At 70.5% G+C, this 21,055-nt stretch carries 20 protein-coding genes and 1 tRNA gene; 2 read left to right on the forward strand and 19 right to left on the reverse strand.

The window, feature by feature from the left end; translation table 11 throughout:
• Nucleotides 1-89: 89 nt before the first annotated feature.
• The 3 genes from KVY00_RS01430 to KVY00_RS01440 form a co-directional block, all read right to left on the reverse strand.
• Nucleotides 90-578: a Dps family protein gene (locus KVY00_RS01430; protein ID WP_223043985.1), complete on the reverse strand. Its 489-nt coding sequence runs from the start codon at nucleotides 576-578 to the stop codon at nucleotides 90-92.
• 171 nt (nucleotides 579-749) lie between these two features.
• Nucleotides 750-1,478: a hydrogen peroxide-dependent heme synthase gene (hemQ, locus tag KVY00_RS01435; protein ID WP_223043986.1), complete on the reverse strand. Its 729-nt coding sequence runs from the start codon at nucleotides 1,476-1,478 to the stop codon at nucleotides 750-752.
• 58 nt (nucleotides 1,479-1,536) lie between these two features.
• Nucleotides 1,537-2,664, reverse strand: coding sequence for a ferrochelatase (locus KVY00_RS01440; protein WP_223043987.1), 1,128 nt, complete (start codon nucleotides 2,662-2,664; stop codon nucleotides 1,537-1,539).
• Between the two features lie 230 nt (nucleotides 2,665-2,894).
• Here KVY00_RS01440 and KVY00_RS01445 point away from each other — a divergent pair.
• Nucleotides 2,895-2,968 (forward strand) — tRNA-Ile (locus KVY00_RS01445).
• A gap of 18 nt (nucleotides 2,969-2,986) precedes the next feature.
• Here the strand turns inward: KVY00_RS01445 and KVY00_RS01450 are convergent.
• Both KVY00_RS01450 and KVY00_RS01455 read right to left on the reverse strand, forming a co-directional pair.
• Nucleotides 2,987-3,763, reverse strand: a complete 777-nt coding sequence (locus KVY00_RS01450; RefSeq protein ID WP_223043988.1) for a FadR/GntR family transcriptional regulator — start codon at nucleotides 3,761-3,763, stop codon at nucleotides 2,987-2,989.
• A gap of 92 nt (nucleotides 3,764-3,855) precedes the next feature.
• Complete coding sequence (locus KVY00_RS01455; RefSeq protein WP_223043989.1) at nucleotides 3,856-4,410, reverse strand: DUF308 domain-containing protein; 555 nt, start codon at nucleotides 4,408-4,410, stop codon at nucleotides 3,856-3,858.
• An 83-nt stretch (nucleotides 4,411-4,493) separates the two neighbouring features.
• Here KVY00_RS01455 and KVY00_RS01460 point away from each other — a divergent pair, with 83 nt between their 5' ends.
• A complete protein-coding gene (locus KVY00_RS01460) occupies nucleotides 4,494-5,168 on the forward strand; it encodes a DNA-3-methyladenine glycosylase (protein WP_223043990.1) in 675 nt (224 codons plus the stop codon).
• Here KVY00_RS01460 and KVY00_RS01465 read toward each other — a convergent pair.
• From KVY00_RS01465 to pyrR, 14 genes are all read right to left on the reverse strand, one after another.
• Nucleotides 5,135-6,121, reverse strand: coding sequence for a siderophore-interacting protein (locus KVY00_RS01465; protein WP_223043991.1), 987 nt, complete (start codon nucleotides 6,119-6,121; stop codon nucleotides 5,135-5,137). The two genes, KVY00_RS01460 and KVY00_RS01465, sit on opposite strands and share 34 nt — an antisense overlap.
• Nucleotides 6,102-6,914 (reverse strand): ABC transporter ATP-binding protein, encoded by an 813-nt coding sequence (locus tag KVY00_RS01470; protein ID WP_223043992.1) that lies wholly within the window; start codon nucleotides 6,912-6,914, stop codon nucleotides 6,102-6,104. Before KVY00_RS01470 ends, KVY00_RS01465 begins: the two co-directional genes overlap by 20 nt.
• Entirely contained in the window at nucleotides 6,911-7,936 is a 1,026-nt protein-coding gene (locus KVY00_RS01475) for a FecCD family ABC transporter permease (RefSeq protein ID WP_255572706.1), read from the reverse strand. Before KVY00_RS01475 ends, KVY00_RS01470 begins: the two co-directional genes overlap by 4 nt.
• Complete coding sequence (locus KVY00_RS01480; protein WP_394358258.1) at nucleotides 7,933-8,994, reverse strand: FecCD family ABC transporter permease; 1,062 nt, start codon at nucleotides 8,992-8,994, stop codon at nucleotides 7,933-7,935. Before KVY00_RS01480 ends, KVY00_RS01475 begins: the two co-directional genes overlap by 4 nt.
• Nucleotides 8,991-10,025 carry an iron-siderophore ABC transporter substrate-binding protein gene (locus KVY00_RS01485; RefSeq protein WP_223043993.1) on the reverse strand — a complete coding sequence of 345 codons (1,035 nt, stop codon included), beginning with the start codon at nucleotides 10,023-10,025 and terminating at the stop codon, nucleotides 8,991-8,993. The genes KVY00_RS01480 and KVY00_RS01485 overlap by 4 nt, the downstream gene beginning before the upstream one ends.
• Before the next feature lie 175 nt (nucleotides 10,026-10,200).
• Entirely contained in the window at nucleotides 10,201-11,211 is a 1,011-nt protein-coding gene (locus KVY00_RS01490) for a DMT family transporter (protein WP_223043994.1), read from the reverse strand.
• Complete coding sequence (gene gmk / locus KVY00_RS01495; RefSeq protein ID WP_223043995.1) at nucleotides 11,211-12,119, reverse strand: guanylate kinase; 909 nt, start codon at nucleotides 12,117-12,119, stop codon at nucleotides 11,211-11,213. Before gmk ends, KVY00_RS01490 begins: the two co-directional genes overlap by 1 nt.
• 28 nt (nucleotides 12,120-12,147) lie before the next feature.
• The gene (pyrF, locus tag KVY00_RS01500; RefSeq protein WP_223043996.1) at nucleotides 12,148-13,014 is read right to left on the reverse strand and encodes an orotidine-5'-phosphate decarboxylase; all 867 of its coding nucleotides are present in this window, start codon (nucleotides 13,012-13,014) and stop codon (nucleotides 12,148-12,150) included.
• Nucleotides 13,011-16,313, reverse strand: a complete 3,303-nt coding sequence (gene carB, locus KVY00_RS01505) for a carbamoyl-phosphate synthase large subunit (RefSeq protein WP_223043997.1) — start codon at nucleotides 16,311-16,313, stop codon at nucleotides 13,011-13,013. The genes pyrF and carB overlap by 4 nt, the downstream gene beginning before the upstream one ends.
• Nucleotides 16,313-17,512 carry a glutamine-hydrolyzing carbamoyl-phosphate synthase small subunit gene (gene carA, locus KVY00_RS01510; RefSeq protein ID WP_394358277.1) on the reverse strand — a complete coding sequence of 400 codons (1,200 nt, stop codon included), beginning with the start codon at nucleotides 17,510-17,512 and terminating at the stop codon, nucleotides 16,313-16,315. The genes carB and carA overlap by 1 nt, the downstream gene beginning before the upstream one ends.
• An 80-nt stretch (nucleotides 17,513-17,592) precedes the next feature.
• Nucleotides 17,593-18,138 carry a PH-like domain-containing protein gene (locus tag KVY00_RS01515; RefSeq protein ID WP_223043998.1) on the reverse strand — a complete coding sequence of 182 codons (546 nt, stop codon included), beginning with the start codon at nucleotides 18,136-18,138 and terminating at the stop codon, nucleotides 17,593-17,595.
• Complete coding sequence (locus tag KVY00_RS01520) at nucleotides 18,135-19,520, reverse strand: dihydroorotase (protein WP_223043999.1); 1,386 nt, start codon at nucleotides 19,518-19,520, stop codon at nucleotides 18,135-18,137. The genes KVY00_RS01515 and KVY00_RS01520 overlap by 4 nt, the downstream gene beginning before the upstream one ends.
• Complete coding sequence (locus tag KVY00_RS01525; RefSeq protein ID WP_223044000.1) at nucleotides 19,513-20,472, reverse strand: aspartate carbamoyltransferase catalytic subunit; 960 nt, start codon at nucleotides 20,470-20,472, stop codon at nucleotides 19,513-19,515. Before KVY00_RS01525 ends, KVY00_RS01520 begins: the two co-directional genes overlap by 8 nt.
• The gene (gene pyrR, locus KVY00_RS01530) at nucleotides 20,469-21,041 is read right to left on the reverse strand and encodes a bifunctional pyr operon transcriptional regulator/uracil phosphoribosyltransferase PyrR (protein ID WP_305069213.1); all 573 of its coding nucleotides are present in this window, start codon (nucleotides 21,039-21,041) and stop codon (nucleotides 20,469-20,471) included. The genes KVY00_RS01525 and pyrR overlap by 4 nt, the downstream gene beginning before the upstream one ends.
• Between the last annotated feature and the right edge of the window lie 14 nt (nucleotides 21,042-21,055).

A 21,055-nucleotide genomic window follows, 5' to 3' on the forward strand; every position in this document is an offset into this window, starting at 1 on the left:
ATCCGATGTTTACGCTGCGGAGTGCGAGCACGCGAAAGGGCCGCGCCTCTCGAAGCGAGAGACGCGGCCCTTCGAAGCAGAGGCGCGTATCAGTCGGCGTAGTGCGAGAAGAGGAACCAGCGATCCTTGTCGAGCTGCTGCGCGAACGCGATCGCGACATCCTGGCTGACGGGGTCGATCTCCTCGAGTCCCTTCACGGCGGCATAGATCGTCTCGAGCGTCGCGTCGAGCTGCGCCACGACCTCACGCACCGTCACGTCGGACTGCTGGAAGCCGACGGTCATCTCGGGAGTGGTGGTCTGGGCCGCGACGGTGCCGATGCGGGCGTCGACCGGAAGCCCCAGGGCGACCATGCGCTCGGCCGCGGTATCGGAGGCCTCCTGCGCGTGCGCCACGACCTCGTCGAGGAACTCGTGCACCCCCATGAAGTTGCTGCCGCGCACGTGCCAGTGCGCCTGCTTCGCGTTCACCGCGAGTGCGATCAGATCGTGCAGCACGGGGGTCAGGTACTGCGCGACCCCGGAGAGGCGGCTGAACTCGCCCTGCGCTGCGATCGGCTGCTGTTCAAGAGTAGTCATGCTGAACCTCCATCTTGTCTGCCGGGGAGCAGGTCTCCGCTCGGTACACCCCCAACGATACGCCGATCCGCTCGATCCGCAAGCAAGAGAAGGCTTGCCTAAACAGCCTCCCAACGGGAGTTTTTCGTTCGAGCGGTATTCGTATCCGTGACCGGGCCGGACGCGCTCCGCCTAGGATACGACGCGGGCGAGCAGTTCGCCCGGCTCGCGACGAGGCCCGGTGAAGAACGGGGTCTCCTCGATCACGTGGCGCCGTGCCCCCGTCGCGCGCAGCTCGCGCATGAGGTCGACGATGCGGGTGAGCTCGTCGGCCTCGAAGGCGAGCAGCCACTCGTAGTCGCCGAGCGCGAACGCGGCGACCGTGTTCGCGAGCACATCGCCGTAGTCGCGCGCGGCGGCGCCGTGCTCGCGCAACAGCTCCCGGCGCTCGGCGTCGGGCAGGAGGTACCATTCCCGCCCGCGCACGAACGGATAGACGCAGACGTACCCGCGAGGATCGTCGCCCGCGAGGAACGCCGGCACGTGTCCCCGGTTGAACTCGGCGGCGCGGTGCACGCCGATCGAGGACCAGACGGGCGCGAGGCGGCCGCCGGCCCACTCGAGCACCGTTCGATAGGCCTGCTGCAGCGCCTCGGCGGTCGGCGCGTGCCACCAGACGAGGATGTCGGCGTCGGCCCGGTAGCCTGCGAGGTCGTACCAGCCGCGGGTCGTGAGCCCGTCGATGGAATCGAGCTCAGCGAGCAGGCCGCGCACGATCCCGCTCCATGCTGCCGATATGCCGACCGTCGGCGTGGCGCGCTCGACGCGGAAGACCGCGTACATGGTGTAGTTGATGTCGGCGTTGATCGCCTCGGCGACGGCGGAGTGATCGACGGTCGGGCGGGATGATTCGGTGCTCATGGGTCCTCGTGTTCGTGCGGTTCGTGATCGGGTTCGGCCGGGATCGTTCTCGCGACCGTCAGTCTTCGGTGCCGGCGATCACCGGGATGCCGGTGACCTCGCCGTGGCGCATGCGGCAGCTGCCGGCGGGCGCGTTGTCGGGAAGCGCGGGCAGCGATCCGGTGGTGCGGGCCTCGACCTGCTCCCCGCGCTCGCGCGCGGCCCGCTCGAGCACCATGTCGACGAGGCCGGAGACGAACTCGCGGCGCACGCCGACGGTGTCTGCGCGTACGGCGGCGACCCCGTGCTCAGCAGCGGTCTCGAGCGCCTCGACGTCGAGGTCGAAAGCGACCTCCATGTGATCCGAGATGAAGCCGATGGGGGCGATCACGATCTTGCGGACGCCCTGCTCGGCCAGCGACTCGATGTGGTCGTTGATGTCGGGCTCGAGCCAGGGGGTGCGCGGGTCGCCCGAGCGCGAGCAGTAGGCGAGCGACGAGGTGATCTCGATGCCGTAGCGCTGGGCGAGCGCCGCGTCGATGGTGGCCCGGACGTCCTCGTGCTGCTCGCGGTATCCGGGGCCGGTCACCGCCGAGGCATCCTGCATCGTGTCGGGGATCGAGTGCGTGACGTAGACGATGTGCGCTCCGTCGAGCCCTCCCTCGAGACCGGAGGCCGCCTCCTCGATCGCGTGGCGGTTCGCGTCGACGAAGCCGGGGTCGTTGAAGAAGGGGCGCAGCACATCGATCTCGGGCGCATCGCCGCCGAGCTCCGCGACCGCCGCCGCGAGGTGCTCGCGATACTGGCGGCTGCCCGAGTAGGAGGCGTAGGCGCTCGTGACGATGGTCAGGATGCGGCGCGCGCCAAACGCGGAGGCGTCGCGCAGGGTGTCGACGGTGTAGGGGTGCCAGTTGCGGTTGCCCCACACCACGGGGAGGGAGATGCCGCGGCGCTGGAGCTCATCGCGGAGCGCCGCGACCAGCGCGAGGTTCTGCTCGTTGATGGGGCTGCGTCCGTCGAAGCGGTGGTAGTGCTCCCCCACCTCGGCGAGACGCTCCTCGGGGATGTTCTTGCCCCGCGTCACGTTGCGCAGGAACGGGATGACGTCTTCGGTGCCGTTCGGGCCCCCGAAGGAGCACAGCAGCAGCGCGTCGTAGGGAAGCGGATCGGTGAGCGGGGCAACAGCGGACTGAACGTTCTCGGTCATGAATTGCACCGTATCATCAGGTTGCCTGTAGATCTGATGTATAACGTCTGATCTGGGGCCGATCGAGCCCTCGTCCAGAGGCCGGTGACCGGTTCCGAGAGGTCGAGAAGGGCTGCGATTCTCGCGGCTCAAAACTTTTTCTGACCTCTCGCGAGGAGTCGAAGCGGTCTTGTGAAATGCTGCGCGCGAGCACGAGGATCCGCAGTCCCGTAAGATGGAACGGTTGCCAGGGGGCAGTAGCTCAGTCGGTTAGAGCAGCGGACTCATAATCCGTCGGTCGCGGGTTCAAGCCCCGCCTGCCCTACAGAGACGCCGCGGTGCGTCACGCCTCGAGCTGATCGGGGTCGTAGCCGGCGTCGATCAGTGAGGTGGCGCGCTCCGTCTGCCCGTTGAAGTCGAGCATGTCGGTGCGCAGCCCCAGGTCGCGGTCGACGTGCAGCGCCATGGAGTGCGCCGCGTCGCGCACATCCCGAGCGGCGATCGCGTCGAGTACGGCACCGTGGTCGCGATGCATCGTCTCGAGCGTGGTGCCGAGGATCACGCGGCCCTCGGTGCTCGCGCCCTCCAGCACCGACATTACGCCGAGGTACAGGTCGAGCAGGAGTTTGCTGCCGCTGGCCTCGACCACGAGACGGTGAAAGGAATCGGGCGCCGTGCTGCGATTGCAGGTGTCGAGCGAGTCAGGGGCGGCGTCGTCGGCGATCGCCTCGTGCACGCGCTGGTGCGCGGCGCGCAGTTCTGCGAGCTGCTCCTCGGTGCGGTGCACGGCCGCGTGCTGCGCCGCCTCGATCTCGAGCGATCGCCGGTAGACGAGCACCTCCTCGAGGTCGTGATCGGCGAGGAACTCCGAGAGGATCGAGCTGACGGGGGTGCGGGATCGCACGAAGGTGCCGACGCCGGGAACAGTCTCGAGCATGCCGAATGCCGCGAGGGATCGCACGGCCTCGCGCACGGTGGAGCGGCCCACCCCGATGAGCTCGACGAGCTCGGGCTCCTTCGGGATCAGATCGCCGACGGGCCACTCCCCGCTCGATATCCTGCCGCGCAGGAAGTCGAGCGTATCGCGCGCTTTCTGCGAACCGCGGGTGGTGCTTGGCATGTGGCGACCTCGTGATCGGGGGTGAACAGCGTCAACTATATCGGGCCTCACCGCCGGTTCCGGAGTCGGGCGCGCGGCATTCGCCGTGCTCCTCACATGACGATGGTGGTCGCAGAGGGCCGGGTGCGGCGCAGCCGGTTCGCGGTCCAGATGATGAGCGAGCCCAGCAGTACGAGGCAGATCCCTCCGATCACGGCCACGACGGCGAGGGCGAGCCCCGGCCAGGCGAGGGCGACGATCCCGCCGACGAGCACGAGCACTCCCGGCACGAGCAGGGCCGGGCTGCGGCCGGCGAATCTGGCGCCGATCGCGATCCACAGCACTCCGAAGACCACGAGGCCGACGCCCACGAACGCCACGATCGCGTTGACCGTGAAATCGGAGAAGACGATCGCGAGCACGCCCGCTCCGATGAGCACGATCCCGCCGACGAGGGCCGCGGATGAGCCGCCGGCGCGCGTGAGCAGCGCGAGTCCGTTCGCGATGAGCGCGGATCCGAAGAGCACCACTAGCAGCCAGCTCGCCGCGAAGAAGGGCCACACCAGGAAGCCGACACCGATGGCGGCGATGAGCGCTCCGGCCAGGAGCAGCGGCCACCACGGGAGGCGGGGGTTGCCCGCGGTGTAGACGACGGGTTGCTGACTCACGATCGACCTCCTCGGCGGCCCCCTCGCGCGTGCCGGGGCGCTGCCTCCAGGGTACGGTACGACGCCTGCGAGAAGATGGAGGGATGGATCGTGAGCTCTTCCTCTCCCCCGCCCTCGAGGTCGCCCCGCGGCTGCTCGGCGCCGCGCTGAGCGTGACCGGCGATGACGGTACGGGCGGGATCGGCACGGTGACGATCCGCGTGACCGAGGTCGAGGCCTACCACGGCGTCGGCACCCCCGGGCCGTACGACCCCGGTTCGCACTCGAAGGATCGCCGCACCGCGCGCAACGCATCGATGTTCGGGCCGCCGGGCCACGCCTACGTCTACTTCAGCTACGGCATGCACTTCGCGCTGAACCTCGTGTGCTCGCCCGAGGGCACCGCTTCCGGGGTGCTGATCCGGGCCGGCGAGGTCGTAGCGGGTCACGCGATCGCGCAGCGGCGACGCGCTGCGAAACGAGGCGGGGCCCCGGTGCCCGAGCGCATGCTGGCACGAGGCCCGGGGAACGTCGCGGCGGCGCTCGGGATCGCTCGCGAGACGCACGACGGGCTCGACCTCTTCGCCGCGCCGTTCGCGCTCGAGGCACCACCTGCTGAGCCCGATGAGATCGCGAGCGGGCCGCGCGTGGGGGTGGCCGGCGAGGCCGGCGGCGATGCCTTTCCCTGGCGCTTCTGGATCCCGGGCGAGGGGACGGTGTCCGCGTTCCGTCCGGGACGCGGGGCTCAGCCCTTCATCGCGACGCCGCGGCGCCAGTAGCCCATGAACGCGACCTGGGAGCGGGCGATCCCGAGCTCGCGCACGAGGTGGCGCCGCAGAGTCGTCACCACGCCGCTCTCCCCCGCGATCCAGTAGTAGCGCTCGTGGTGGTCGGGCCCGGCCTCGATCGCCTCGCCGGAGCCCGAGTACTGCGGGGTCTCCCAGAGCAGCTGCTCCACGCCGATCTCCGCCGTGACCGGCCCGGCGTCCCCTCCGCGGTCGTCCGGCCGGATCGCGCCCCGGCCGTGCTCTCCCAGGTGCGCGAGCACCTCGGGGATCAGCGAGGCGCCGTGCAGGGCGCCTCCCCGCGGCAGCCACCGCACCTCGAAGCCCGAGGGTGCGTCGATCGCGAGCCGATCCTCGCGCAGGGGCACCTCGATGAAGGCGATGCCGCGCGCGTCGGAGGGGAGCTCCTCGAGGATCCTCGCGATCGCCGGAGCCGCGGTCTCGTCGCCCGCGAGCAGCATGCTGGCCGCGTCCCCGGGCGCGAACTCGATCCCGCCGCCGTCGAGACGGCCCCGACGGGGCGCGACGACGAGCAGCTCGTCGCCGACGCGCGCGGCGCTCGCCCAGAGCGAGGCCGGCCCCGTCGCGCCGGGCTCGAGGTGCAGCACGAAGTCGACCACGAGCCGCGTCTCGCCGTCATCGCCGACGCGCAGGTCCCGGATCGAGTAGGTCCGCATCGAACCGCGGGACTCCTCGGGCACGGCGAGCCACGCCGCGTACCAGTCGGCATCGTCGGCGAGGCGAGGGAGCTGCCCCGAGGCGGGAGGGAAGATCAGTTTGATGCGCTGGTCGAGCGTGCGATGCGGATTGCCCGCGCCGCGCAGCTCGTCGCCCGCGAACGTCACCCGGATGAAGCTCGGCGAGATCCGCACCACCTCCTCGACCCGTGCACGCACTACCGTGAAGGGTGTCTGCTCGGTCTGCTGCTCACACTGCGTTGTCGACATGATGCCTTCCGATCGGGATGACGAGTGGGGTGCCGCTGACGGGATCCGCGATCACCTGGCAGTCGAGCGCGAAGACGTCGCGCACGACCGGCGGATCGAGCACCTGGGCCGGGGGTCCGACGGCACGAACGCCTCCGTCGCGCATGGCGACGAGCACGTCCGCGTAGCGCGCGGCGAGGTTGAGGTCGTGGAGCACCATCACGACGGTGGTGCCGCGCTCACGGCCCAGGTCGCGGACGAGGTCGAGCACCTCGAGCTGATGGGTGACGTCGAGATAGGTGGTCGGCTCGTCGAGCAGCAGCACCTCGGTCTCCTGCGCCAGCGCCATCGCGATCCACACCCGCTGCCGCTGCCCGCCCGAGAGCTCGTCGACCGCGCGATCGGCGAGCTCGCTCGTGCCGGTGGCCTCGAGCGACTCTGCGACCACCTCGTAGTCGCGGGCGCTCCAGCGGGCCATCGCGTGCTGATGCGGGTGCCGGCCCCGACCGACGAGGTCGGCGACCGTGATCCCCTCCGGGGCGATGGGGTTCTGCGGCAGGAGCCCCAGCACGCGCGCGAGTTCCCTCGTCGACCGCGCGTGGACGGCGCTGCCGTCGAGCAGCACCGCGCCCTCGAGCGGCTTGAGAAGGCGCGCGCAGCTGCGCAGCAGCGTCGACTTGCCGCAGCCGTTCGGCCCGACGATCGCGGTGATGCTGCCGGGCTCGAACGCCAGATCGAGACCGTCGAGGACTCTGCGGTCGCCGTATGCGACGCTCAGGCGCTCGGCCGTGAGCTGGTGGGGGGAAGCGGTCATGAGGCGTGTCCTGTGCGATTCATGCGGATGAGGAGGAGGATCAGGTAGGGCGCACCCAGCACGCCCGTGACGACCCCGACGGGGTAGCGCTCGCCGAGCAGGTTCTGGCCGACCAGGTCGGCGAGCAGCACGAGCAGTGCGCCGGTGAGGCCGGCGGGCAGGAGGATCGAGGATCCCGGCCCGGCGAGTCGCGCGGCGATCGGCCCGGCCATGAACGCGACGAACATCACGGGGCCGCTTGCCGCCGTCGCGAAGGCGAGCAGGGCCACTGCGGCCACGATCAGCACCAGCCGGGTGCGTCCCACGGAGACGCCCAGCGCCGTCGCCGCGTCCGAACCGAATCTCAGCAGCTCGAGCGAACGGCTGCCGACGAGCAGCACCGGCACCAGCACGCCGCTCGCGATCGCGAGCGGCAGCAGCTGCTCCCAACCCGCGCCCGTCAGACTGCCGGTGAGCCACTGCATGGCGCGCTGGATATCCCACTCGGCCGCCCGGGCGAGCATGTACGAGGTGATGCTCTGCAGCATCGAGGCGAGGCCGATCCCGATCAGGATGAACCGCGTTCCCGCGAAGCCGCCGCGGTTCGAGAGCAGGAAGATCGCGGCGGCGGTCGCCATCGCGCCGGCGAGCGCGAAGACCGAGGTCGCCGATTCGTTCAGGCCGAGCACGACGATCCCGAACACCGCGGCCGCGCCGGCGCCGGAGCTGATGCCGAGGATGTCGGGCGACGCGAGCGGGTTGCCGAGCATCGTCTGGAAGGTAGCCCCCGCGATCCCGAACGCGAAGCCCGTGAGCACGGCGAGCGTCGCGCGCGGCAGGCGCAGCTCGCCCACCGTGAAGGCGGCTCCGGGCACGGGATCTCCGAGCACCGCGGGGATCACCTCGTCGAGACCGTAGAAGGTGCGGCCCACCATGAGCATCACGGCGAACGCGATGAGCACCGACCCGGCCAGCGCGGCCGCGGCCGCCCAGCGGCGGCGGGACCGGCGGCGCCGACCCTCAGCGATCAGTGCGGTGCTCACAGCTCCCTCACCCGCTGGCGACGGACGATCCAGATGAGGAACGGGGCACCGAGGAATGCGGTGACCACACCGACCTCGAGCTCCTCGGGGCGCGCGAGCACCCGGCCGATGACATCGGCCGCGAGCAGCAGCGCCGCGCCCGCGAGCGCCGAGCACGGGATCAGCCAGCGGTGATCCGGGCCCATGACGCTGCGGCACAGGTGCGGCACGAGCAGGCCGACGAAGCCGATCGGGCCGGCCACGGCGGTCGCGGCTCCGCAGAGCACCACCGCGCCGCACGCCGCGAGCGCGCGGGTCCGCAGCACGTGCTCGCCGAGGCCGGTCGCGAGGGCGTCGCCGAGCGCGAGGGAGTTCATTCCTCGCGCCGTCCACGCGCAGATGAGCGCTCCGACCGCGAAGAAGGGCAGTGCCACCGCGATGCTCTCCCAGCTCGCACCGCCGACGCTGCCGACGCGCCAGAACTGGAACGTGCGCAGCAGGTCGACGCGGGGCAGCATGATCGCGTTCGTGAGGGAGATGAAGGCCGCGGCGCTCGCGGCGCCCGCGAGCGCGAGCTTGTAGGGCGTAGCGCCGCCGCTGCCGAGGGAGCCGACGGTGTACACGAAGAGCGCGGCGAGCGTCGCGCCCCCGATGGCCACGCCCATCAGGGCGAACGGTCGGTGCATTCCGAGAAAGCTGATGCTCGCCACCACCGCCAGCGCGGCCCCGCTCGACACGCCCATGATGCCGGGCTCGGCGAGCGGGTTGCGGGTCACGGCCTGCATCGCGGTGCCCGCGACGGCGAGGGCCGCACCCACGAGCGCCGCGAGCACGGTGCGCGGCAGCCGCTTCAGCACTGCGCTCTCACCGACAGTGTCCGATGATCCCTGCAGCGCTCCCAGGATGTCGCCCGCGCTGACGTCGCGGGCGCCGATCGCGACCGAGGCGGCCCCGAGCAGCACCACGAGCGCGACGAGCAGCAGCATCCACGCTCCGCGCCGGGCCGCGCCCCGGCGCAGGATCCCGACGAGCGCCGGTGCGGTCGGGGCCGCGGTGCGAGTGGCCGTCGTCGGGCTCACTCCGCGCGCTGCCCCGCTGCCGCGTCGGCGAGCAGCGAGAAGTAGTCGTCGATGCCCCAGCCGATCGAGAGCGGCGAGGGGTTGGCCGACGCCGCGAGCGGTGTGGCGTCCTCGAGGATCGCGATCCGGCCCTCCTCGATCGCCGGGATCTTCGAGAGCAGCGGATCCGCCTGCAGCTGCTTCACGAACTCGCCCTCGGCATCGCCGTAGGTGACGAACACGTCCACGTCGGCGAAGCGATCCGCGACGTCCGAGCTCAGCTCGACGTAGAACTCGTCGGTCTTCGCGCTCTCCTCCTCGACGATCTCCGGCTGCGGGAGCCCGAGATCGGCAAGGAAGCCCGGGCGGGTGTCGTGCACCGTGTAGAAGCCGATCTTGGAGAGATCGGAGGGGTTGAGGTAGGCGAAGAGCACCTTCTTGCCGTCGAGCTCGGGGTGGGCGGCGAGCGAGGCATCGACCTGCGAGTGGAGGTCCTCGATGAGGGCCTCGCCCTCCTGCTGCATCCCCATGGCGGTCGAGTCGAGCTCGATCATGTCGTCGAGCGAGGTGCCCCACGGCGTGTCGGGGTAGGCGACCACGGGCGCGATCTTCGAGAGCGTGTCGTACTCCTCCTCCGTGAGGCCGGAGTACGCCGCGAGGATCACATCGGGCTCGGTGTCGGCGACCGCCTCGAAGTCGATGCCGTCCGTCTCATCGAAGAGCACGGGCGTCTCGGCGTCGAGCTCCTCGAGCTTGTCCTCCACCCAGGGCAGCACGCCGTCACCGTCGTCATCGCCCCAGGTCGCCTTGCTCATGCCCACCGGTACCACTCCGAGCGCGAGGGGCACCTCGTGATTCGCCCAGGCGACCGTCGCGACGCGCTCGGGCTTCTCCGTGATGGTGGTGGTGCCGTAGACGTGCTCGATCTCGATCGGGAACCCCTCGCTCGAGGACGGGCTCCCGCCTTGCTCGGCCCCTCCCGAGGAGCATGCGGCGAGTGCGGCGGTGAGCGAGATCGCGGCTGCGCCGCTGAGGAGTCGTGAGACGCGCAAGAGCGTTTCCTTCCGGATGACGATCGGGCGAGCGCCCGAGGCGCAGTCTGCCCGCGCCACATCACATGATGGTTAGGCGAACCTAATTTTGTCAAGTATTAGGAATCGCCCAAGCATCCTCGCGGTGTCGACTGGGGGCTTTCACGGCGCGGAGTCCGGTGCGGGCGCGGGTTTCCTAGCGGGTGCCGGTGCTCTCGGCGTCGGTGCCTTCGGCACCCCCTGCGCGCGCGCCCTCGGTGCCCGCGGCACCCTGCGGGGCCCCGTCGAGCGCGGAATGCCCGGATTGCGGGTGGAACTTGGCGAGACCGATCACACCCACCACGGCCATCGCGCCCGAGCCGACGAAGACCAGCGACGCCCACACGGGGGCGTTCGCGGCCTCGTGCAGCACGATGATGCCGATGAGCACGGCCACGATCGGGTCGATCACCGTGAGTCCCGCGACGACGAGATCGGGAGGGCCCGAGGAGTAGGCGTTCTGCACGAACACCATGCCGAGGAGCGCACCGACGACGAGCGCCGCGACGCACAGCCAGGTGAGGGTCTCGAACTCCCCCTGCTGCAATCGCCCGATCACGGCTTTCGCGAATGTCGCGACGAAGCCGTAGAGCACCCCTGCCCCGACGATGAAGAGCAGCGCGACCCGGTGATGGCGCAGCAGCATGAAGGCGAGCAGCGCCAACGCGAGTACGACGGCGAAGGTGATGAGGATGATGGTGAGCTTCGCGTCGGTGACCGGTCGGTCGGTCGCGGTGAAGGCGGCGATGGTCACGAACACGACGATCCCGAGCACCGCGAGGGTGATCGAGAACCGTACGCGCCGGTCGAGGCGCACACCGCTCAACCGGGAGTTGAGGATCGAGGTGATGACGAGGCCCACCACGCCGATCGGCTGCACGATGATGATCGGAGAGAGCGCGAGCGAGCCGATCTGGAAGGCGACGGCGAGCCCGAGCAGCAGGGTGCCCGTGACCCAGGACGGGCGCCTGAGCAGCCCGAGCACGTGGCGCAGCGACAGCCCCGAGCCGGCGCTCGCGCCGACGATGCGCTCGACCTTGTTGAGGCCGCGCGACTGGTACTGCGCACCGAAGGCGAGCAGCGCCGCGCCGATCAGCGCGAGCGGGATGCCGAAGAACTGCTTGGGATCGAGTGAGGCGACCTCGTCGATCGCTTCGAGCAGCTGCACTACGCCTCGCCGCGCATCAGTTCGACGAGCCTCGCTGCGGCCCGCGCCACCTCATCGTTCACGATGATCTCGTCGAACTCCTCAGCGGCGGCCAGTTCCACCTTCGCGGTCTCGAGACGGCGGGCGCGCTCCTCCGCGTTCTCCGTGCCCCTTCCTACGAGGCGATCCACGAGCTCCTCCCAGCTCGGCGGCGCGAGGAAGACCAGTCGCGCCTCGGGCATGCTGGCACGCACCTGGCGAGCCCCCTGCAGGTCGATCTCGAGCAGCATGAGCTCGCCGCGCTCGGCTGCCTCGAGCACCGGCCCGCGCGGGGTGCCGTAGCGGTGCTTGTTGTGGACGGTCGCCCACTCGAGCAGCTCATCGGAGGCGAGCATCCGGTCGAAGCCCTCGTCGTCGACGAAGAAGTAGTGCCTGCCGTGCTCCTCGCCGGGGCGCGGGGGGCGGGTCGTCGCGGAGACCGAGAGCCGCACCTCCGGGTAGTGCTCGCGAATGTAGGTGGCGACCGTGCCCTTGCCGACCGCAGTCGGACCGGCGAGCACCGTGAGCGGCGGACGTTCAGACGAGACGCCCGTGCGTTCGCGTACGAAGCGCTCGAGGCGCTCGCGCTGCAGCGCTCCGAGGCCGCCGAGGCGCTTGCGCTCCGAGATCCCGAGATCCTCGCGCACGCGATCGGCCTTCACCGCGCCGATGGCGGGGAACGAGAGCAGGAAGTCGGTGATCCGCAGCGAAGCCTCGGTGCTGCCGGGGGCTCGGGACTGCTCGAGCACGCGCAGCGGGGAGACCTCTCCGCTGCGGAGTCTGCGCTTGAGATCGGCGCGCGCTCTTCGAGCCGCGATAGCGGCGCGGTTGGCGGCCACTCGGTCGACCTCGGGCATGGTGCGCCCCTGCGAGTTCCCGTTCGTGCTCATGATTCTGCTTCCTCTCCCCCGGACAAGCCTAACCGTGCGAACCCGCGAGCGCAGAGGCGATCGCTTCTGCGCGCTGACGCACGCGTCCGTGGAGGCCGTCGGCTCCGCCCGCGAGGATGCTGCGCGACTCGTTCGCGAGGAGAGCGTGGCCGATGCCGCCGAAGATCTCGGCGGCCTGCTCGATGCGCGCCCCCTGGTGGCCGAAGCCGGGCGCGAGCACGGGCAGTGCGGGTGCGGCCGCGGGCCGCGCGGTGTCGATGCCGAAATCGGCGAGGTCGAGCGTCGCGCCCAGCACGACGCCCACGGAACCCACCCCATCCGACGAGAACTCGGTATTGAACGTCTGCGCGTCGTCCACCATCGCGCTGGCCACCGTGCGGCCGTCTTCGCGCACCGCACGCTGCACCTCGCGCGCCTCGGGGTTCGAGGTGGCGGCGAGCACGAAAAGCCCCTTGCCGTGCTCGCGCACGTGGGCGAGCGCCCCCGAGAGGCTGTCGAAGCCCTGATACGCGGCAGCGGTCATCGCATCGGCCTCGAGCGGGGACCCGGGCGAGAGCCAGGCATCGGCGTACGCGCCGAAGCTCGACCCGATGTCGCCCCGCTTCACATCTGCCACCACGAGCAGCCCGGCCTCGCGCGCGTCGGCGAGCACCCGCTCGAGTGCCGCGTACCCCGCGGCGCCGAACCGCTCGAAGAACGCGATCTGCGGTTTCACGCAGGCCGCGACACCGGCGGCCGCCGCGACGACCTCCCGGCCCATCCGCTCGGCGCCCGCCGCGTCGTCGGCGAGCCCCCAGTCCGCGAGCAGCGGCGCGTGGGGGTCGATGCCGGCGCACAGGTGCCGGCCCGCGGCGAACTCCGCCGCGAGCCTGGCACCGAAGGAGACGCCGCTCATCGCGCCGATGCCGCCTCGGCGAGGGCGGCATCGCGGTCCGCCTGGTACTCCTGCAGCGACTTCACGTCGAAGCCGACCTTCTGGGCGGAGATCGCACCGACCGCGGCCGAGAGCTCCGACACGGTCGTGAAGATGGGCTTGTCGGCGGCGACGGCCGCGGCGCGGATCTCGTAGCCGTCGGCGCGCGCCGAGCTGCCGGACGGCGTGTTGATGATCATGTCGATCTCGCCGCGGTTGATGAGGTCGACGATGGTGTCGCCCTCCGCGTGGGCGCTGTGCTTGCGCGCCACCTCGGAGGAGATGCCGTTGCGGGCGAGCACGACCTGCGTGCCCTGGGTGGCGAGGATCCGGTAGCCCAGCTCCTGCAGCCGCAGCGCGGGCAGCACCACGGAGCGCTTGTCGCGATCCGCCACCGACAGGAACACGGTGCCCGAGGTCGGCAGCTCGCTCCCCGCCGCCGACTGGCTCTTCGCGAACGCGGTCGGGAAGTCGCGGTCCATGCCCATGACCTCGCCCGTCGAGCGCATCTCGGGGCCGAGCAGCGAGTCGACGACGAGGCCGTCGTTCGTGCGGAAGCGCTTGAACGGCAGCACCGCCTCCTTGACGGCGATCGGCGCGTCGATGGGTGCGCGCGAGCCGTCGCGCTCGGGCAGGAAGCCGGAGTCGATCAGCTGCTGGATCGTCTCCCCGGCCATGATGCGCGAGGCGGCCTTCGCGAGCGGGATGCCGAGCGCCTTCGACACGAACGGCACCGTGCGCGAGGCGCGCGGGTTCGCCTCGAGCACGTAGAGCACGCCCTGCCCGATCGCGAACTGCACGTTGAGCAGGCCCCGCACGCCGATGCCCTCGGCGATGCCGAGCGTGGCCTCGCGCACCCGGGCGATCTGGTCGTGACCGAGCGTGACGGGCGGCAGCGTGCAGCTGGAGTCGCCCGAGTGCACACCCGCCTCCTCGATGTGCTCCATCACGCCGCCCACGTACAGCTGCTCGCCGTCGTAGAGGGCGTCGACGTCGATCTCGATCGCATCGTCGAGGAAGCGGTCGACGAGCAGGGGGTGGCCGGGGCCGACGAGGGCGTGGCCCTCGATGCGCTCGAAGTAGCCGCGCAGGGAGGCCGTGTCGTAGACGATCTCCATGCCGCGCCCGCCGAGCACGAAGGAGGGACGGACGAGCACGGGGTAGCCGATCTCCTCGGCGACGCGGATGGCGCCCTCCTCGTCGATCGCGGTGCCGTTGCGCGGGGCGAGCAGGCCGGCCCGCTCGAGGATGCCGGAGAACGCGCCGCGCTCCTCGGCGAGGTCGATGGCCTCGGGAGTGGTGCCGAGGATCGGGATCCCGGCGTCCTTGAGCGGCTGCGCGAGACCGAGCGCGGTCTGGCCGCCGAGCTGCACCACGACGCCCAGGAGTTCTCCCGACGCCTGCTCCGCGTGGATGACCTCGAGCACGTCCTCGAGGGTGAGCGGCTCGAAGTAGAGGCGGTCGCTCGTGTCGTAGTCGGTCGAGACCGTCTCGGGGTTGCAGTTGATCATGATCGTCTCGTAGCCGGCCTCACTCAGCGCGAAGGAGGCGTGCACGCACGAGTAGTCGAACTCGACGCCCTGACCGATGCGGTTGGGGCCGGAGCCGAGGATCACGACCTTCTTGCGGTCGGAGGCCGCGACCTCGGTCTCGAGGTCGTACGACGAGTAGTGGTAGGGCGTGAGCGCCGGGAACTCGCCCGCGCAGGTGTCGACCGTCTTGTAGACCGGACGCAGGCCGAGGCCGTGGCGGAGCCCGCGGATCTCGCTCTCGCTCACCCCGCGGATGGCCGCGATCTGCGCGTCGCTGAAGCCGTGGTCCTTGGCCTCGCGCAGCACGTCGAGCGTGAGCTGCGGTGCGGCCTTCACGGCCTCCGCGACCTCGTTGATCAGCGCGATCTGGTCGAGGAACCAGGGGTCGATCGAGGTGGCCTCGAAGACCTGCTCGATCGTCGCGCCGAGGCGCAGCGCCTGCTGCACATCGACGATGCGGCCGTCGGTGGGGCGCTTGATGGTCTCGAGGATCTCCTCGACGGAGCGCGTCTCCTCGCCCCAGTGGAAGGAGGTGCCGCGCTTCTCGAGCGAGCGCAGCGACTTCTGCAGCGCCGTCGTGAAGTTGCGGCCGATCGCCATCGCCTCGCCGACCGACTTCATGGTCGTGGTGAGGGTGTCGTCGGCGGCAGGGAACTTCTCGAACGCGAAGCGGGGCGCCTTCACCACGACGTAGTCGATCGTGGGCTCGAAGCTCGCGGGCGTCTTCTGCGTGATGTCGTTCGGGATCTCGTCGAGCCGGTAGCCGAGGGCGAGCTTGGCCGCGATCTTCGCGATCGGGAAGCCGGTCGCCTTCGACGCGAGGGCCGAGGAGCGGGAGACGCGGGGGTTCATCTCGATGACGATGACGCGCCCGGTCGCGGGGTCGACCGCGTACTGGATGTTGCAGCCGCCGGTGTCGACGCCGACGCGCCGGATGATGTCGATGCCGATGTCGCGCAGCTTCTGGAACTCGCGGTCGGTGAGGGTGAGGGCGGGGGCCACGGTGATGGAGTCACCGGTGTGCACGCCCACCGCGTCGACGTTCTCGATCGAGCAGACCACGACCGTGTTGTCGGCCGTGTCGCGCATGAGCTCGAGCTCGTACTCCTTCCAGCCGAGGATCGACTCCTCGAGCAGCACCTCGCTGGTGGGGCTGTAGTGCAGGCCGTCGCCGGCGATCCGCACCAGATCCTCCTCGGTGTAGGCGAAGCCGGAACCGAGGCCGCCCATCGTGAAGGAGGGTCGCACCACGAGGGGGTAGCCGAGATCCTTCGCGAACTCCTTGGCCTCCTCGAGGGTGTGTGCGATGTGCGAGCGCGCCACGTCGGCGCCCGACTCGATCACCAGATCCTTGAAGATCTGGCGGTCCTCGCCGCGCTGGATCGCGTCGACCTTCGCGCCGATCAGTTCGACGCCGTGCTTCTCGAGTATGCCGAGCTCGTGCAGTGAGATCGCGGCGTTGAGCGCGGTCTGGCCGCCGAGCGTCGGCAGGATCGCGTCGGGCTTCTCCTTGATGATGATCGACTCGATCACCTCGGGGGTGATCGGCTCGACGTAGGTCGCATCGGCGAAGTCGGGGTCGGTCATGATCGTCGCCGGGTTCGAGTTGACGAGGATCACCCGCACGCCCTCCTCGCGCAGCACGCGGCAGGCCTGGGTGCCGGAGTAGTCGAACTCGCAGGCCTGGCCGATCACGATCGGGCCGGAGCCGATGACGAGGACGGAGTTGATGTCTGAACGCTTGGGCATTAGTGGGTCTCCTCCGCGCCGCTGACTGAGCTGGTCGAAGTCGAGGCGCGGTCCTTGACGAGCTGACGGAATCGATCGAAGAGGTAGAACGCGTCGTGCGGGCCCGCCGCGGCCTCGGGGTGGTACTGCACCGAGAACGCGGGGATGTCGAGGCACTCGAGCCCCTCGACGACCTGGTCGTTGAGGCTGTAGTGGCTCACCTGCACGCGGCCGAAGCCCTCGGGTGCGTCGAGCACGCCCTCGATGGGCGCGTCGACGGCGAAGCCGTGGTTCTGGGCGGTGATCTCGACGCGGCCGGTGCGCTTGTCGAGCACGGGCTGGTTGATGCCGCGGTGGCCGAAGGGCAGCTTGTAGGTGCCGAAGCCGAGCGCCCGGCCGAGCAGCTGGTTGCCGAAGCAGATGCCGAAGTAGGGCACGCCGTCGCGCAGCAGCTCGCGCAGCAGCACGACCTGCTCGTCGGAGGCGGCGGGATCGCCCGGGCCGTTCGAGTAGAACAGCGCGTCGGGGGCGATGGCGCGCACCTCGTCGAGCGAGGTCGAGGCGGGCAGCACGATCACGTCGAAGCCGTGCTCCGAGAGGTACTGCACCGTGGCGCGCTTGATGCCGAGGTCGAGCACCGCGATCGAGCCCACGCGCTCCACACCGTCCGCGGCGGGCACGTCGTAGCGCTCGGCGGTCGACACCTCGGCCGACAGGTTGCGCCCGGCCATCTCGGCCTGCTCGCGCACGAGCGCGAGCTGCTCGGCGTCGGAGAGGCTCAGGTCGGAGCCGGAGAAGATGCCGGCACGCATGGCTCCGGCGGAGCGGATGTGCCGCGTCACGGCGCGGGTATCGATGCCCGAGACGCCCACGACGCCGTCGTTCACCAGATCCTCGTCGAGCGAGCGCTCGGCGCGGAAGTTCGAGACGCGGCGTGCTGGGTCGCGCACCACGAAGCCCGACACCCAGATCTTGCGAGACTCCATATCGGTGTCGTTCGCACCGGTGTTGCCGATGTGCGGGGCGGTCATGAGCACGATCTGGCCCGCGTATGAGGGATCGGTGAGCGTCTCCTGGTAGCCCGTCATGCCGGTCGAGAAGACGACCTCGCCGAGCGTGCGGCCGGTGGCGCCGTAGGCGCGTCCGGAGTAGCGCGTGCCGTCCTCCAGCACGAGCACCGCGCCGCCCTCGGGCCGTGCGGAGGCCGGTGGAGCGGTCACTCCGGTTTCGATCGAATTCGTGGTCACGAGTCCTCCTGGGTCGTGTGCGGTCTGTTCATTGTCTCGGGCACCTCTGACACTCATGCCGGGTGCTGGATTTCGCTCTCGCGGAGCGCGGAGATCGCCTCTGCGAAGCGCCGCTGCTCGGCGGGGTCCGCGAAGCGGAAGCTGGATTCAAGGACGCGGCCGCTCTCGGCGGTCTCGCCGGGCGTCTCGCCGTCGCGCGCCCGCTCGGCCCGCCAGACGAGCAGCGAGAGCCCGCCCTGCTCGACGGCCTTGCCGATCCGCATCCCGGTCGTGCCGACGCCGAGCACGCGATCCGCTGCGATGTGCACGGGTCGCTCGCCCGTGACCTCGATCGTGACGCCGTCGCGGCGCACGGTGAGATCGGAGTAGCCCTTGTAACGCAGGCCGGGCAGGGCGATCCGCTCGAGCGGAGCCTCCTCCGCGGTCGTCGAGACGTATGCCGCGCGCGGGAAGCGCTCGATGACCTCTCCACCCGGCTCCCGCGACGAAGCGGTCACCGCGGCATCACGCTCGCCGCGGGCGCGCCAGGCGAACCACATCGCGATGAGCACGAGCACGCCGACGGCGCCGAAGAGCAGCGCGAGCGAGTAGGCGCTCATCGGGCGCCCTCCCGAGCCTGATCCGCGGCAGCGGCGACGCTCGGCGCGTCGACCAGTTCGCCGTCGTCGAGCGTCAGGTAGCCGCGGCGCACCGTGTAGGCGACGCGGCCCGGCAGCTCCATGCCCAAGTACGGCGAGTTCACGCTGAGGCCGCGCAGGCTCGACAGGTCGAACTCGCTCGCGCCGCTCGGGTCGACGAGCACGAGGTCGGCGTTCTCACCCTCGGCGAGCGCCGCCGGGTGCCCCTCGAGGCGGCCGATCTCCGCCGGCTTCCGGGAGAGCAGCGTCTCGATCTCGGCCCAGCTGGCGTGCCCCTCGTTCACGAGCGTGAGCAGCGCGATCGGCAACGCCGATTCGAGCCCCACCATTCCGAAAGCCGCGACGTCCCACTCGCACTCCTTCGCCTCGATGGGGTGCGGCGCGTGATCGGTGGCGATGATGTCGATGACGCCCTCGGCCACGGCGCGGCGCAGCGCGCGGACGTCCTCCTCGCGGCGCAGCGGCGGGTTGACCTTGTAGCGCGCGTCGTAGCTGCGCACGAGCTCCTCGGTGAGGATGAGGTGGTGCGGGGTGACCTCCGCAGTCACCTGCACGCCGCGGGCCTTCGCCCATCGCACGACCTCGACCGAACCCGCGGTCGAGAGGTGGCAGATGTGGAGGCGCGCGCCGATGTGCTCGGCGAGCAGCACGTCGCGGGCGATGATCGACTCCTCGGCGACGGCGGGCCAGCCCTTGAGGCCGAGCTCGCTCGAGAGCGAGCCCTCGTTCATCTGCGCGCCCTCGGTGAGGCGGGGATCCTGGGCGTGCTGCGCGATGACGCCGTCGAAGGTCTTGACGTACTCGAGCGCGCGCCGCATGAGCAGCGGATCGTGCACGCACTTGCCGTCGTCGGAGAAGACGCGCACGGCGGCGCGCGACTGCGCCATGGCTCCGATCTCGCTGAGGCGCTCCCCCGCGAGATCCTCGGTGACCGCTCCGATGGGGCGCACCGTCGCGTACCCCGCGGCGTCGCCGAGCGACTGCACCTGCTCGACCACGCCCGCGGTGTCCTGCACCGGCATGGTGTTGGCCATCGCGAAGACGCTCGTGAAACCGCCGGCCGCGGCCGCCCGCGTTCCGGTCAGGACCGTCTCCGACTGCTCGAACCCCGGCTCGCGCAGGTGGGTGTGCAGGTCGACGAAGCCAGTGAGCGCGACGAGGCCGTCGGCGTCGATGATCCGCTCGCCGTCGTGCGGCGCGAGGCCGCCATGCACCGCGCGCTCGACGATGCGGCCGCCGGAGATCCGCAGGTCCACGGGCTCCGCAGCGAGGAGGTCGCCGCCGCGCTCCGTGAGATCGGCCGCGAGGCGAGCGCCGCGGATCAGGATGTCGGGGTTACTCATGGGTGCTCCGTTCGGATCCGCTCAACAACAGGTACAGGGCCGCCATGCGCACCGAGACGCCGTTCGCGACCTGCTCGAGCACGGTCGAGCGAGCGGAATCAGCGGCGCGCGACGAGATCTCGAGGCCGCGGTTCATGGGGCCGGGGTGCATCACGATCGCACGCTCCGTGAGCCCTGCGAGGCGGGCGTCGTCGAGCCCCCAGTTGCGCGCGTACTCGCGCTCGTTCGGGAAGAAGGCGGCGTGCATGCGCTCGGTCTGGATGCGCAGCAGCATGACCACGTCGGGCCGCTCCTCGCGCAGCGCCGTGTCGAGCGAGTGGTGCAGCTTCACCGGCCACTCCCGTGCGCCGTAGGGCAGCAGGGTCTCGGGGGCGACGAAGCTCACCTGCGCGCCGAGCGCGTTCAGCAGCCACAGGTTCGAACGGGCGACGCGCGAGTGGGCGATGTCTCCGACGATGACCACGGAGACGCCGTCGAGGTCGCGGCCCCGGCTCGCGTCGCCGAAGAGGCGCCGGCGCATGGTGAACGCGTCGAGCAGGGCCTGCGTGGGGTGCTCGTGGGTGCCGTCGCCCGCGTTGAGCACGCCGGCGTCGATCCAGCCGCTGCGGGCCAGGCGGTCCGGGGCGCCCGATGCGGGGTGCCGGATCACCACGCCGTCGGCGCCGATCGCCTGCAGGGTCTGCGCCGTGTCCTTCAGCGACTCGCCCTTGCTCACCGACGAACCCTTGGCGCTGAAGTTGATCACGTCGGCGCTCAGGCGCTTCGCCGCCGCCTCGAACGAGATCCGGGTGCGGGTCGAGTCCTCGTAGAAGAGGTTGACCACGGTCTTGCCCCGCAGCGCCGGCAGCTTCTTCACCTCGCGCTGCTGGGCGGCGTCCATCTCCTCGGCGGTGTCGAGGATGAGGATCGCGTCGTCACGGCTCAGCGTGCGCGTATCGAGCAGATGCCTCATGAGCGAGCCCCCTCATCGATGCCGCCGATCGCGACCTCGTCGATGCCGTCGAGCTCCTCGAGCCGCAGCGAGATGCGCTCGTGCTTGGAGCTGGGCAGGTTCTTGCCGATGTAGTCGGCGCGGATCGGCAGTTCGCGGTGCCCGCGATCGATGAGCGCGGCGAGACGCACCGCGCGCGGGCGGCCGTGGTCGTTCAGCGCGTCGAGGGCGGCGCGCACGGTGCGGCCCGAGTAGAGCACGTCGTCGACGAGCACGACCGTGACGCCGTCGATGCCGGCCACCGGCATCTCGGTCGGCTGCGGCGCGCGGGCCGGCTGTCGCGAGAGATCGTCGCGGTACATCGTGACGTCGAGGCTCCCGACCGGCACGTCGACTCCCTCGATGCGCGAGATGATCGCGGCGATGCGATGGGCCAGCAGGCTGCCGCGGCGGGGAATGCCGACGAGCATCAGGTCGCCGGTTCCCTTGTTCGCCTCGATGATCTCGTGCGAGATGCGAGTCAGCGCCCGCGAGATGTCGTCGGCGTATAAGAGGGTACGCACAGTCCCGGTACTCCTTTCCCGCCTCACAGGACGGACTTAAA

It is taken from the genome of Leucobacter tenebrionis, from assembly GCF_019884725.1.
GTDB lineage: Bacteria > Actinomycetota > Actinomycetes > Actinomycetales > Microbacteriaceae > Leucobacter > Leucobacter tenebrionis.